Annotated in this window: 14 protein-coding genes; 7 read left to right on the top strand and 7 right to left on the bottom strand. The window is 70.5% G+C overall.

Translation table 11 applies throughout. From position 1 onward, the window contains the following. The first annotated feature begins 199 nt into the window (after window positions 1-199). From BLQ50_RS00490 to BLQ50_RS00505, 4 genes are read left to right on the top strand one after another with little or no spacing between them, the layout of a single operon-like run. Window positions 200-478, top strand: coding sequence for an SAV_915 family protein (locus tag BLQ50_RS00490; RefSeq protein ID WP_093180399.1), 279 nt, complete (start codon window positions 200-202; stop codon window positions 476-478). Beyond that, complete coding sequence (locus BLQ50_RS00495; RefSeq protein ID WP_093180400.1) at window positions 475-765, top strand: hypothetical protein; 291 nt, start codon at window positions 475-477, stop codon at window positions 763-765. The genes BLQ50_RS00490 and BLQ50_RS00495 overlap by 4 nt, the downstream gene beginning before the upstream one ends. Continuing rightward, complete coding sequence (locus BLQ50_RS00500) at window positions 762-1973, top strand: hypothetical protein (protein ID WP_093180402.1); 1212 nt, start codon at window positions 762-764, stop codon at window positions 1971-1973. Before BLQ50_RS00495 ends, BLQ50_RS00500 begins: the two co-directional genes overlap by 4 nt. After that, a complete protein-coding gene (locus tag BLQ50_RS00505; RefSeq protein WP_093180403.1) occupies window positions 1970-2764 on the top strand; it encodes a hypothetical protein in 795 nt (264 codons plus the stop codon). The genes BLQ50_RS00500 and BLQ50_RS00505 overlap by 4 nt, the downstream gene beginning before the upstream one ends. Before the next feature lie 158 nt (window positions 2765-2922). Here BLQ50_RS00505 and BLQ50_RS00510 read toward each other — a convergent pair whose 3' ends face one another. The 7 genes from BLQ50_RS00510 to BLQ50_RS00540 form a co-directional block, all read right to left on the bottom strand. Continuing rightward, a complete protein-coding gene (locus tag BLQ50_RS00510; RefSeq protein ID WP_245700808.1) occupies window positions 2923-3699 on the bottom strand; it encodes a creatininase family protein in 777 nt (258 codons plus the stop codon). Then, the gene (locus BLQ50_RS00515) at window positions 3677-5041 is read right to left on the bottom strand and encodes an FAD-binding oxidoreductase (RefSeq protein ID WP_093180406.1); all 1365 of its coding nucleotides are present in this window, start codon (window positions 5039-5041) and stop codon (window positions 3677-3679) included. Before BLQ50_RS00515 ends, BLQ50_RS00510 begins: the two co-directional genes overlap by 23 nt. 53 nt (window positions 5042-5094) lie before the next feature. Continuing rightward, the gene (locus tag BLQ50_RS00520; RefSeq protein WP_093180407.1) at window positions 5095-6276 is read right to left on the bottom strand and encodes a substrate-binding domain-containing protein; all 1182 of its coding nucleotides are present in this window, start codon (window positions 6274-6276) and stop codon (window positions 5095-5097) included. Between the two features lie 126 nt (window positions 6277-6402). Continuing rightward, window positions 6403-7308: an ABC transporter permease gene (locus BLQ50_RS00525; protein WP_245700809.1), complete on the bottom strand. Its 906-nt coding sequence runs from the start codon at window positions 7306-7308 to the stop codon at window positions 6403-6405. Then, a complete protein-coding gene (locus BLQ50_RS00530; RefSeq protein ID WP_093181573.1) occupies window positions 7305-8087 on the bottom strand; it encodes an ABC transporter ATP-binding protein in 783 nt (260 codons plus the stop codon). The genes BLQ50_RS00525 and BLQ50_RS00530 overlap by 4 nt, the downstream gene beginning before the upstream one ends. 5 nt (window positions 8088-8092) lie before the next feature. Next, the gene (locus tag BLQ50_RS00535; RefSeq protein ID WP_093180409.1) at window positions 8093-9544 is read right to left on the bottom strand and encodes an amidohydrolase family protein; all 1452 of its coding nucleotides are present in this window, start codon (window positions 9542-9544) and stop codon (window positions 8093-8095) included. Further along, a complete protein-coding gene (locus BLQ50_RS00540) occupies window positions 9541-10593 on the bottom strand; it encodes an MBL fold metallo-hydrolase (protein WP_093180410.1) in 1053 nt (350 codons plus the stop codon). The genes BLQ50_RS00535 and BLQ50_RS00540 overlap by 4 nt, the downstream gene beginning before the upstream one ends. Window positions 10594-10705: 112 nt before the next feature. Here BLQ50_RS00540 and BLQ50_RS00545 point away from each other — a divergent pair, with 112 nt between their 5' ends. The 3 genes from BLQ50_RS00545 (at window position 10706) to BLQ50_RS18895 (ending at window position 13193) form a co-directional block, all read left to right on the top strand. Next, entirely contained in the window at window positions 10706-11365 is a 660-nt protein-coding gene (locus BLQ50_RS00545) for a helix-turn-helix domain-containing protein (protein WP_093180412.1), read from the top strand. 80 nt (window positions 11366-11445) lie between these two features. Beyond that, a complete protein-coding gene (locus tag BLQ50_RS00550) occupies window positions 11446-12144 on the top strand; it encodes a pyridoxine/pyridoxamine 5'-phosphate oxidase (RefSeq protein WP_093180413.1) in 699 nt (232 codons plus the stop codon). 62 nt (window positions 12145-12206) lie between these two features. Beyond that, on the top strand, window positions 12207-13193 hold the full coding sequence (locus tag BLQ50_RS18895; protein ID WP_245700810.1) for a CG0192-related protein: 987 nt from the start codon (window positions 12207-12209) through the stop codon (window positions 13191-13193). Window positions 13194-13207 lie beyond the last annotated feature (14 nt).

Below are 13207 nucleotides of genomic sequence, written 5' to 3' on the forward strand. Positions count from 1 at the left end.
TCGTCCCTATCTTCCCAGATGCAGCGCACCACCCGGGCGCCGCCCGCACCACCGATGGCGGGAGTCGGGGAGAACTCACCATCGAAGCCACGGGACGCGGCTATCCCATTCCGGTAGCCTCGCGTTGACGGACAACCCACCTTCCCGTGGGCAGCAGCAAGGCCAACCAGTCTCAGGCCCCGACGCAAGGACCCTCGCCATGATCCCGAACGACTTCCCACCGGTCGTCTACGTCCCGTGCACGGCCGTCGCCGAGACCGGCACCGTCAACGTGACCTTGCGCAAGACCGCCGACGGCCGCACCGCGCTCCTGGCCTACTCCGCCCTCGACCGGCTCCGCGCCGGAGCGGGTGACCAGGTCCCCTGGTCCCTCATGACCATCCCCGACCTCCAGCGGGTCCATGACGAGACCCCTTACGACGTCCTCTATCTCGACCTGCGCATCCCCGAGCGCGCCCGAGGCGAGGTGCCCGCATGAGCGCGCAGGTCGGGGTCGATCTCAACTCCCTCAGCTCCATCACAACCAAGCTCGAGGGTGCAGCCGAGGCGATGGGCGCATCGGCCACGGGCGCACCGAACCAGGTGTCCCCCTCAGCCGGTGCAGCGGCGACAGCCGCGATCCTCAAGCACCTGACTGCCGGGGCCGTGAACATCTGCGAGGTGCTCGACGTCGGCGCGGCCGGGGTGAGCGCATCCCGGGCGACCTACTCCACGGTCGACGAGAACAACCGCGCGTCACTGACCGGGACGGGACCGGGCTGGTGACGATCGGCACCGTGGTGGACGGAGATCCCACCCAGCTGACGACCATCGCGACCTGGTTGCGCTCAAGCCTCGGGTCAGGCGTGGACGACGCCGGAGCCGCGCTCGGCTCGGTCCGCCAGGATGACGGCGGATGGGACGGGGCCGCCGGGGACAACTTCCGCGGCCGGATGGACACCGCGTACAAGCACGCCATCGCGCTCTATGACACGACCCAGTCAGGCGCGCTCGGCATCGACACCTTCTCCTCGGCGCTCCGTACCGCCCAGACTGACGTCGGTGCAGCCCGGACGGTGGCCTCGACGGCGGGCCTCACGGTGACGGCCACCGCGATCCTGGCCCCCGCAGCGGTCCAACCGCTCCCGACGACGCCGACCGCCGACGCGACGGCGGCTCAGGTGACGTCCTACAACTCCGCGGTGACCGCCTACAACACGAACGTGACCAGATGGCAGGCCTACACCGCGGCCTCGACCGAGGTCACCCGGATCGGCACGGCACTCGATACGGCCGCCACCAGCCTGGCCGATGTGCAGGCGAACGTCCTCGCCGTGACAGTACCCACGGCGAGCATCCTCCTCGCCGGCGTGATCGACACCTACGCCGGCCTCGGCACCGCGGCGATCACCGGTCAGGCCGCGCACCTGCGCACCCTGGCCGAGACGCTCGAGACCAACATCAAGCTGCCCGGTGCGGCCCTGCACCCAGAGCTCTTCTACCAGGATCTCGATGACGCTGCTCGGCTGCGCGCCCAGGCCGCCGGCACCGCCGACGACGCGATCCGGGGTGTGCGCGCCGGACGGATCTTCGGTGCGGCTACCGGCGGGATCCTCACCGGAGTCTCGATCTGGATGGACATCCAGGCCGGGGAGAGCGCAACCCAGGCGACTGTCTCGAACGTTGCCGGGTTCGCCGCGTCCGTCGGAGTAGGCGTCGCGATCGGTGCGGGCGTGGGTACGTTGATCCCGGTGCCGATCGTGGGGACGGTGGTCGGCGCGGTCGCCGGAGCGGTCATCGGCGGTGCCGTGGGGATCTTCACCTCCGGCATGGTGGACGGGTTCTTCGAGAACGGACCCGACGTCGGCGCGGCCTTCCAGCAGGGCGTGGATGACCTGGTCGGCACCGGCAAGGCGATCGGCGACCTCGCGAGCGGAGCCGCCGGATGGGTCGGCGACGGTCTCAGCGACGCCTGGGACTCGGTGTTCGGATGAAGGGACCCGGGTCCGCGCTCGCCCCGGTGCGGTCGGTCGGTCGCGACGGACTGCGCGCGATCGACATCGTGGGCATCGTTCTGCTGCTGGTCGTCGGCGCGTTCGCGCTCATCAGCGGCGTGGCGAACGACGTGCCGGCGATAGCGGTGATGGGCGCCGGGAGCCTCGGCGTCTTCCTCGTAGGAGGAGCGTCCGTCGTGCTGCAGATGCGCGTCGTGACGCCGCCGGCACCGACCTTGTCCGTGGTAGGCGGCCGCCCGGCGACGGTCCTGCGCCGCGAGCCGGTCGCCTTCACCCTGGGGCTCGTGGTCATGGCCGTCCTGGGTGCCACCTGCCTGGGCTGGGCGATCCTCGCCGTCGGATCATCGATTCCGCTGGCCGTGATCCTCGGCGCCCTGGGGTTGTGGCTGTTTGTCCCGCTGCTGCTGGCCGCGTGCGGACGCTTCAACGCCGGGGTACTCCTGCTCACCCCGGACGGTCTCGACTACCGGTCTCGCGGGCTGACCCTGTCGATCGGATGGGACGAGATCGCGGCAGTGAGCAGTGAGCGTCCCATGGGGGTGATGGTGCTCAGCCGGGGCGGGCAAGCCATCACGCACTCCCGGACCGCCGGATGGTTCACCGGAGAAAAGCTGATCAAGGCCGACTCTGCGGTCCTGCGTACAGACGCCATGGCTATCGACAAGAGCCAGCTCGCCCCCGTGCTGTGGCGGTATGTCATGACCCCGACCGCCCGGGCCGAGCTCGGCACCCCGGCATCCCTCCCCCAGTCCCCCACCCCTCCTCGCTGAGTGCGGTCAGATGGCTGCCCAAAACGGACATCGGGCAGCCATCTGACCGCACTCAGCGGAGGTGGAACGGGGCGAACCGGGGCCAGTCCGGACCCTGGCAAGCCGGGCCGGTCCGGACCGGACCGGACCGGACCGGACCGGACCGGACCGGACCCCAGTCAGCCGATCTTGAAGGTGCTGGCTTCCACGATGGACTCGGCGATCTTGGCCACCGCGGCCTCGAAGAGCTCCTTGCCGAGGTCGGCCGAGGCTCCCGTGGGGTCACCGATCACCCCGCCGGGACCGAAGTCGTCCGAGGTCCAACCGAAGCTCACGGACTTGCCGAAGCCGATGTGCTTGTACTCGGCCATGGCGTCGGGCACCTGGCGGGTTGCCAGGTCCATGTGCACGAGCTCGGGACGCAGGTGCAGGACCATCGACGTCTCGGAGTGACCGCCGTGCACGCCGAAGCCGTTCTCGACGTCGATCGCGGCCACGCCGCCCTGGTCCTTGGGGACCGAGGAGTGGGCGAAGAAGGTCTGCAGCCCGAAGCGGCGGTGCAGCTCCCGGCAGGCGACCTGGCCCAGCGCCGAGTTGCCGCCGTGACCGTTGACGAACATGAGCTTCTTGACCGGGGAGTTCGCGAGCGACCTCCCGATGTCGATGAGCGTGTTCATGAGCGTCTCCCAGGTCAACCAGATGGTTCCCGGTGCCCAGTGGTGCTCGTCGGACTTCGTGTACGCCAGGCCCGGCAGCAGGACGACGTTCGCCGTGCCCGCCTCGGCGACCGAGGCGACGGCCGCCTCGGCGACGCTCGTAGCCACGAGGTAGTCGGTCGAGACCGGCAGGTGCGCGCCGTGCTGCTCGATCGCACCGAGCGGCAGGATCGCCACGGTGTCCTCAGGCAGGGCTGCGACCTGCTGGAAGGTCAGGTCAATGAACTGGGGTGCGGGCAACGAGAGCCTCATTCCTGGTGTCGATCCGCGCTGGGACCACACCGTCTCGGTCAAGCTTGAGCTGGTTGAGCAGGCCCTTGGGGTCTGTGATCGGGGAGATGGCCAGGGCCTCGGCGACGTGCCGGTCGACCATCCACTGGTGCGGGCTGTGGATGCCCACACCCAGTTCTTCGAGCGCGGCGAACCCGCCGAGCACCTGGTCCTCGGACTCGTAGTCCGCGACGTACATGCCGAGCGGACCCATGGTGCGCAGCTCGACGTGCACCATGGCGTTCGGGTACACGGTGCGGATGAGGTCGGGGGCGTCCCACAGCGCCGTGCCGCCCACCTCGAGGTGGAAGCAGGGGTACCCGGACTGCTGGAGGAAGTACACGGGGTGGTTGTAGGACATCGAGGAGAGCTTGTCCGTGGCGGCATAGTCGTCGAAGACCGCCACGACCTCGCCGCCGGCGGCCACCACGCGGCGCGAGACCTCCTCGACCGTGGACACCTCGAGGATCATCCGCAGGCTGGTCCGGGTCGCGTCGAGCTCGATCGGGGCCGGCAGGGTCGCGACCAGGCCGGGCTCGTCGAGGGAGGCCAGCCGGGGCAGGACCGCGAGGTCCGGCAGGGACCGGTGGACCGCGATCGCCCGGCCGTAGTCGGCGAAGGCGGCGTAGACGGCCACCCAGTGCCGGGCCGGGTCGGTACGCACGGTGAGCTCGGTCGCGATGCCGGTCACGCCGTAGGTGTGGATGTAGGGGATGGTGTCGGCGCCCTCGACCCGGAAGGACCGTCCCGAGCCGTCGCACGGAGCGATCGTCATGGCGGTGACGAAGCCGTCGGCGGTCGTGCCGCGCTCGACCGTCCCGGTGCCGGCGCTGCCGCCGGCGATGAAGCCGCCGATCGTCGAGCCCTTGGTGGACGGGAACATCCACAGGTCGTGCCCGGCGTCGCGCACCGCGGCGTCGATGACGGTGAGCTTGGCGCCGGCCTGAGCGGTGACGAAGCCGTCGCCGATCTCGGTGACCTTGTCCAGGGCACGCAGGTCCAGGACCGCTCCCCCGGTGAACGGGGTCGCCTGGCCGTAGTTGCCAGTCCCCGCGCCCCGCGGCACGACGGGAACGTCGCGGTCGTACGCCAGCCGCAGGAACGTCGGCACCTGCTCGGGGGTGGTGGGCCGCACCACGAGGTCGGCGGGGTAGCGGCCCGGGGGGAGCTTCTCCTGGAGGATCGGCGACATGCGCGACCAGTCCGAGGAGCACTTCTGGATGAGGTCCGGGTCGGTGCTCGCGACCCCTTCGCCGAGCTCGCTCGTGACGAGCTCGGCGAAGGAGGCAGCACCCTCGGGGGTGAGGGTCATGAGGGGTCCTTCTCAGTTGCGCGGGTGAGGCGGTGAGGCGGTGTGCGACCGGGTCAGTCGAGCGTGATCGACGGGTCCAGGAACTTGTTCGTGAACAGGTCCTCGGGGGTGAGGTCGTCCGCGACGTCCGTCCCGCTCGACTCGAGGATCGGGGTGAAGGTGTCCATGACGGACTGGATGCGAGCCGTGTCCATCCCGCCGAAGATCCCGGAGGCGTCGGTCTGGACGATGTTGAGGTCCGTCAGCGCCTGGTGAGAGAACTCCGCGACGCCGGCGGAGTACACCCAGCCGGTGTTGTACTCCTCGACGAGCTTGACGATCAGCGCGTTCGTGGAGGCAGGGTCCGCGAGGTAGTCGATCTGCGTCTGCTGCAGGATCGGCACGATCTTCTCCAGGCAGGGCGTGTACTTCTCCAGGTCCGCGGTGCGCACGGCGAGCGGCTCGGGGTAGATGTCGTAGCCGACCTCGGAGGCGAGCTGGTAGGCGACGGGCTTGCCCCACGAGGAGATCTCGTTCTCGTAGACGAACGGCTCGGCCGTGGCGAAGCCCTGCTGGGCGATCGTCGGGTCACCGACGAAGCGGGACGGGTCACCGTTGTAGGAGGGATCGATCTGGTCGGCCGGGACGGTGCCGTTGCCCGAGAGCAGCGCGCCCAGGTTGCTGCCGCCCCCGGAGACGACGATCGAGGCGCCCTCGGCCGCGATGTCGGAGATGGTGGTCGCGTCCGGGTACGTCGCCGGGTCCCACATGATGACCTGCGGGGAGACGTTGAGCTGGGCGATGACCGCGGTGACCGGCTGCTTGGCCGACGACGCGATCGCACCATCGGTGTTCACCGCGCCGAACATGATGTCTTCGTCGACGAACATCTGGGAGGTCACCGACTGGTAGCTGATCGCGGATCCGCCGGGGCGGACCTCGATGTTGACGCCGGTGTCCACGCCCTGGGCGACGAGCGAGCCGGAGACCCGCTTCTTGTCGGTGTCGATCGTGTAGTCCGCGCCGACGAGGGAGTACATGCCCGCGTGGTCGGCTTCGGGCTCCCAGTCCTGCTGAAAGACGACGGTCGCGGGGCACACGTCCGACAGGTCGAGGGCGGAGCCCTTCTCGGCGGCGGGGATCTCGAGCTTGGAAGCTTCCGCGGTGTCTTCCCCGGCCGAGCACGCGCTGAGCGCGAGCAAGGAGACGAGGGAGAAGGTGGACCCGGCGATGACGGCTGCTCTGGAGCGGATCATGGTGCAACTCCTTGTGGAAAGGGGGTGGGGGTCTGCCAAGGGAAGGCGGTGAAATGGGTGTGCGGGGTGGAGCGGCCCGCGGTCGCGGGTCGCTGGATGAGGGGTGGAGAGGGGTGGGGCGAGCGGTCAGCGCCGCCCATACCACTTCGCCATGACGGCCTTGTCGATCGCAGAGAAGACCGCGAAGACGAGGACGCCGAACAGGGAAGCCAGGGCGATCGCGGTGAGCAGGTTCTCCGACTCGACCCGGGCCCGGTAGACGTCGAGCAGGCTGCCGATGCCGGGCTTGCCCTGGCGGAAGAACATGTCTCCCACGATCGCGCCGATCACGGCGAGGCCGGCGGAGATCTTCAGGCCGGCAAACATCGACGGGACCGCGGCGGGCATCTGCAGCTTCCACAGCCGCTGCGCCCGGGTCGCCTTGTTCAGGGTGAACAGGTCGTGCGCGGCGGGCTCGGCGGCCTGGATGCCGAAGAGCGTGTTCGAGATCATCGGGAACAGCGCGATGATGACGCAGACGATGACCCGCGACGTGAAGCCGAAGCCGAACCACAGGCCGATCAGCGGCACGAGGGCGAGGATCGGGATGGTCTGCAGCACGACCGCGTAGGGGTAGAGCGACTTCTCCAGCCAGCGCGCCTGGCTCATGAGGATCGCCTGCCCGACGCCGAGGACCACCGCGATGGCGAGCCCGGTCATCGCGACCTGCGCGGTGAGCGCGAGCGCCTCGAACATCGGCTGGACCTTGGACCAGTCCAGGACGGACTCGGTGAGCACCTGGTGGGGTGGTGGCAGCAGGAACCGGCGGCCCTCGGGGAGCACGAGGTAGCTGATGAGGTACCAGAGGGCGATCGCACCGGCGAAGGCGCCCACGACCGGCCCCGCGCTCGCGGCGACCTTCTTGGTCACCCGCCAGCCCGTGCCCGACGACGCGGCCCGGGCCGGGGATTCGGCCGCCGGCTGGGCGGCGTCGGGCACAACCGGGGTGGGTGCACTCATTGCGCGGGCAGCGGCGCGGGTCTCGGTGGTCATCGGTGGTCTCCTTCCAGTGCGGCGGACACCCGGCCGGACAGCTCGGCGAAGGCGGGGTCGAAGCGCAGCTCGGGCGGTCGGGGGTAGGAGAACGGGATGTCGAGGTCGGCCACGACCGTCCCGGGGCGCCCGCTCATGACGATCACGCGGGTGCTCAGGTAGACGGCCTCGGAGACCGAGTGCGTGATGAACAGGCCGGCGAACCGCTTGAGCGCGAAGAGGCGCTGCAGCTCGGTCTGCATGTTGAGCCGGGTGATCTCGTCGAGCGCACCGAAGGGCTCGTCGAAGAGGAAGAGGTCCGGCTCGGCGACCAGCGCCCGGGCGAGGGAGACGCGCATCCGCATGCCGCCGGAGAGCTGGCGCGGGTACTGCTTCTCGAAGCCACCCAGGCCCACGAGCTCGAGGGCCTCCTGGGCGGCCTTGCGACGCTCGATCTTGGACTTGCTGCGCAGCTCGCCGATCAGCTCGACGTTCTTCTGGGCCGTCCGCCACTGCAGCAGCGTCGGGTCCTGGAACACGTAGCTCGTGGAGTCCGTGTTGACCTCGACCGTGCCCGTCGTGGCGTCGTCGAGCCCGGAGGCCAGGCGCAGCAGAGTGGACTTGCCGCAGCCGGAGGGGCCGACGACGGAGACGAAGTCACCTGCGGCGACCTTGAGATCCACGCCGGTCAGGGCGACGGTCCCGGTGGAGAAGGTCTTGGACACGTTGTCCAGGACGAGGGTGCGGGTCTGGGAGATGTGCTGGATGCGTTCGTGGACTACGTCGGTGGGAGTGGTCATGGTGATCACCTCACGTGCTCGAGGACGGGTCGGTCAGGTATGCCAGCAGAGGCCTTGGCGGGGTGGATCGGGGTTGAGGGAGAACGCTGGGAGAGGTCGAGGGTCCGGGAGGTGCGGGTGTCGGCGAGCACCCGACCGCCGTGCAGGACGACGCGGGCGTCGACCGCTCCGGCGAGCACGTCGCCGAGGTCGACGTCCGGCACGAGGATCAGGTCGGCGGCCACCGGTGTGGCCTCCGCGAACGGCGCGCGTCCCGGCCCGACGTCGAGCACTGCGGGGAGCCCGAGGACTGTGCGGGCGCCGGTCGTCACGGCGGCGAGCGCCTCGACCGGGGTCAGGTGGCCTGCCGTGATGAGCAGCGACGTCGTCTCGAAGGGGTCCGCCCGGCCGACCGGGTTGAAGGGGTCGCGGAGGTTGTCCGCGCCTGCGGCGAGCGGGATGCCGGCGTCGAGGATCGCCCGGACGGCGGTCAGGCCGCGGGGGGCGAGGTGCGTGGCGTCCCAGCCCTGGAGGTAGAGGTTGGTGATCGGCAGGGTCACGATGCCCATCCCGGAGCGGGCCACGAGGTCGAGGACCGGGTGCAGTCGCTCGGGGGGCAACGAGCCGAGCCGGACGCAGTGGCTCGCAGTGACGAGCTGGCCCAGGTCGCGGGCGATCACCTGGTGGGCGAGGTCGACGATGTCGAGTTCGTCCGCGTTCGTCTGCTCGTCGGTGTGCAGGTCGACGGGCAGCCCGGTGCGCTCGGCGAGGTCGAGCATGCGGGTCGTCTCGCGGTGGGGGTCCTCGGAGATGTGCGGGCAGCCGCCGATCACGTCGAGGCCGAGGGAGATCGCGTCCTCGATGACGGCGTCGGGGGTGTGCTGCCCGGCGAGACCGACCACCTGGATGGTCATGACCCCGGCGAGGGCGTCGCGCACGGCCGTGAGCGCTTTGAGCCCGCGCAGCGGGTCGCCAGTCAGCGGGAAGTCGACGTGGGTGCGGATGCTCGTGATCCCGCGGGAGACATAGCGTTCGACGGCGCGGGTCGCGCGGTCGCGGATGTCGGCCTCGTCGATCGTGGCGAGCAGGCCGCGCCACTGCTCGATCGCGGCGGCGAGGTCGTTCTGGGTGGTCCCGGAGAAGTAGTCGACTCGCTCTCCGCTGAGGGCCTTGTCGAGGTGGGCGTGCGGCTCCGAGGCGGCCGGGATCACCCGCCAGCCGTGCGCGTCGAGCTCGACGGCGCCCGTCGCGGTGCCGGTCGGGATGCCGGTCGCGCCGAGCGGCCCGGCCGGGCGCGGGGCGCCGGCCGGCAGCACGGCGGTGATCTGGCCGCCCGCCACCACCAGGTCCGCGAGCGTCCCGTCGACCAGGCGGACCGAGCGGATCGCGCTGACCTGCAGACCGGCGGTGTGTCCCGCGGCGCCGGGGGCACAGAGCGGGACGGTCCGGGTCACCGGGACGTGCGTGGGCTGGCTCATGCGAGCTCCTTGGCGAGGTCGGCCCTGCGGTGGGCGGTGGGGGCGCCTGTGACGGCGAGGTCGCTGACGGCGGCCGCGTCGTCGGCCGTGCGAGAAGACGGGGAGGCGGGCAGCAGCAGCGTGACGCCGGCGTGGGTGTGGCGGTCGACGGGGTAGCCGAGCAGGTCCCACCCTGCGACCGGCCGGGTGCCACCGTCGCGGGTGAGGGCGGCCGCTCGGGCGACCGCCGCGACGCGCTCCGGCGGCTGCACGGCGATCAGGTTGTGGGCCGTGAGCACCCGGGTCAGCGGCAGCCCCGCGAGGTGGGCCGTCGAGGCGGCGAAGGCGGCCAGGTCGCTGCCGTCGTTGTGGAGCCAGGAGGCCGCCGCGATGACGGTGTCACCGGCGAGCAGCGTCCCGCTGCGCTCGTCGACCAGGACGAGGGAGTCGGGGCTGTGGCCCGGGGTGTGCACGACGCGCAGCGTCCGGTCACCGAGGTCGATGCGCGCGCCGTCGTGCAGCGCGAGGGTGGGGCGGACCCCGGGGACGTGCCAGGTGGAGGTGTCCGGCATGGGACGCATCCGGCCGAGGCCTGCCAGGACGAAGAAGCTCTGCTCGTCGAGTGCCTCGAAACGGAGGTAGTCCTCGTAGACCCCAGTCATGGCGGCTGCGTAGTCGAGCAGGAAGCCGGGGTCGGCCGCGCGGTGGGTTGCGCTCGCGGGGTCGACCGCGCTCGGGTGGGCGGCGATCGCGACGAGCCGGAGCTCCTCGGCGTGGGCCACCAGGTCGGCGTTGCCGCCGCGGTGGTCGACGTGGTCGTGGGAGCTGACCACCAGGAGCGGTGTGTCGGTGAGCGAGGCGACGATCTCGGAGATCGGGGCGATGCCCAGGCCGGAGTCGAAGAGCAGCGCGCGGTCGGTGCCCTGGACGAGGAAGCAGTTGACGTGCCCGGGTTCGGAGATGAGCGTCACGCCGTCGCCGAGGTCCTCGACGTGGAACCAGGTCGCGGCCGACGCGCAGCCTGCGGGCGGTGCCTGCGGCGGTGTGGCCGTCTGGGCGGTGCTGGGCATATCCACCTCCTGGTGTGTCCGGTGTCGAATGAATGTTGATGTGACTAACATTCAGAACGTTAGGCAGCCTCTGTTTCGCGCACGTAACCACCAGGAACCGGATGTGTGACCGATGTCCTCAGCCGTCCCAGATCGGTCCAGAACGCCCATCACCCCCGTCCCCGAGTCCGCTGACGAGCGCCTGGGACAGGTCATCCGCACCCGCCGGCACGCCCTCGGCAAGACCCTCGTGGAGGTGGCCGCGGCGAGCGAGCTGTCCCACTCCTTCCTCAGCCAGCTTGAGCGCGGACGGGCCCGCCCGTCCATGCGTTCCCTCTTCCTGATCGCCGAGGCGCTCGGGACGACCCAGCAGTCGTTGCTCGCCGAGGCGACCCCGCCGAGCTCCCCGAGCACGGGCCTGGTCGACGCCGCGTCCAGCCCGGTCCTGACCGTCCAGAAGGGTTCGGCGCGCCTGCTCAGCCACGTGCCCGACGGCGCGGACGTCACCGAGTTCATTAACGTCCCCGACACTTTCGAGGGCTACTTTGCACATGGCCGCCACGAGTTCGTCTACGTGGTCTCCGGCCACCTCGAGGTCGAGCTGCGCTCCCCGGCGGACCCCGCCACGGGCGCCGAGCACGTCGAACTGCATTCCCTCAACGCCCGGCAGTCCATCGGCTACCCCGGCACGACCCAGCACCGCCACCGTCGGGTCGGGACCGAGGACTGCGTGATCCTCGTGGTGCACTCCGGCCCCGAGAACGTCGCTGGCGGCGCGCTGCACACCCACTGACCCACAGAGCCCTCTGCCGGACGCCCGCTCCGGCGCACGCTCGACCGCACGCAACTAGACCGCACCGAAGGAGCCCGACCATGGCAGAGCACCCCACCACCGGACCCGACGCCAGCATCACGGAGGGCACCGCGCCGCGGGAGGTCACCGCGTCCGCGGACCCGCTCGCCACGCTCGCCGAGTGGGTCGAGGAGGCAGCCCTGGCCGGCGCCCCGAGCCCGCGCACGCTCACCTTCGCTACGGTCGGGCCCGATGGCGCGCCGCACGCCCGCACCGTCCTGAGCACGCTCATCGACTCCGAGCACGTGCGCTTCCACTCCTCTGCCCCGACCACCAAGACCCGAGACCTGCTCGGCGACCCGCGGGCGAGCGCGGTGTTCTTCTGGCCCGAGATCGGCCGCCAGGTGATCCTGCACGGGAGCGCGGTCGAGCTCGACGAGGCGACCTCCCGGGCCGCCTACCCCACCCGCCCGCGCCAGCTCCAGCTCGTCGCCTGGGCCTACGACGACGTTCTCACCGGCGCCGGCGACGGCGCGATCGACCCGGAGGTCGTCTCGGCCGACGTGCCCACGAGCGCCACCCTCGTCGCCGAGCGCGTGGCCCACCACGCTGCTCGGCCCGCAGAGGGACTGCCCATGCCCGCCTCGTGGACGACCATCGAGTTCACCCCGACCCGCGTCGACCTGTGGCAGGGGGTGGGGCGGGATGTCGCGGCCCTCAAGACCCGGTACGACAAAGGCGCGGACGGCGTTTGGACGCACGCGGAGATCCTCCCCTGATCTCGCCGTCGAGGGCGCGGCGACGGCCGACATCGCAGCCGCCACCTCGCTAGAGTCGGACCATGGCTCTCATCCACAAGGCGACGATCCGACCGACCAAGCTTGAGCTCCTCGACGCGTGGGCACCGTCCCAGCCGTGGTTCGAGGGCGAGGCAGACACGGGCCTGACGCTCGTCGCCTCGTTCCGCTTCGACGACCCCGACGGCGAGGTCGGCATCGAGACGCTGCTCGTGCGTGCGGGGAACGGACCGGTTCTGCAGGTCCCGCTCACCTACCGCGGCGCACCCCTCGAGGGTGGCGACGCCTGGCTCATCACGACCATGGAGCACTCGGTGCTCGGCCCGCGCTGGGTCTACGACGCCGAGGGCGACCCGGTCTACCGCGCCGCGCTCGCCACGACCGTGCTCACCGGAGGCCGCGAGGCAGACCAGTACGTCGAGTCCGATGGCGCTCCCGTGCTGCGCGAGTCCACGGCCACGGTCGTCGGCAGCGGCTCGGATGCGGAGGGCCCCGCCGGCAAGGCCCGCATCGACCTCGTGCGCGCGCCGGACACCGACGCACCCGACCTCCCACCAGTGACCGACGGTTCCCAGACCGAGATCCTGACCGCCACCTGGACCGACCGCGGAACACGATCCGCGACCCGAGTCCTGGCCCGAGTGCGCATCCTTGACACCAAGGTGCAAGCGTCACCACATCGACACCACCACATCGACTACATCGAGCTCGCTGTGCTCGATGTAGTCGATGCAAAAAACTTCTACTCTGAGGCGTTCGGGTGGACGTTCGTCGACTACGGGCCGGAGTATGCCGGCATCCGGGACCTCGCCGTTGAAGGAGGCGAGATCGGCGGGCTTCGTCTCGCCGAAGCAGTGCACTCGGGAGGCCCGCTCGTTCTCCTCTTCTCTGACGACCTGGACGCCAGCGTCACACGTGTCCTTGCGGCCGGGGGAAAGATTGCGACAGGGCCTTACGAGTTTCCAGGCGGACGTCGCTTCCATTTCATGGATCCCAGCGGGAACGAGCTGGGCGTCTGGGCGAAGCACTAGGCCGCGACGCCTGT

It is taken from the genome of Sanguibacter gelidistatuariae (genome assembly GCF_900096585.1).
GTDB lineage: Bacteria > Actinomycetota > Actinomycetes > Actinomycetales > Cellulomonadaceae > Sanguibacter > Sanguibacter gelidistatuariae.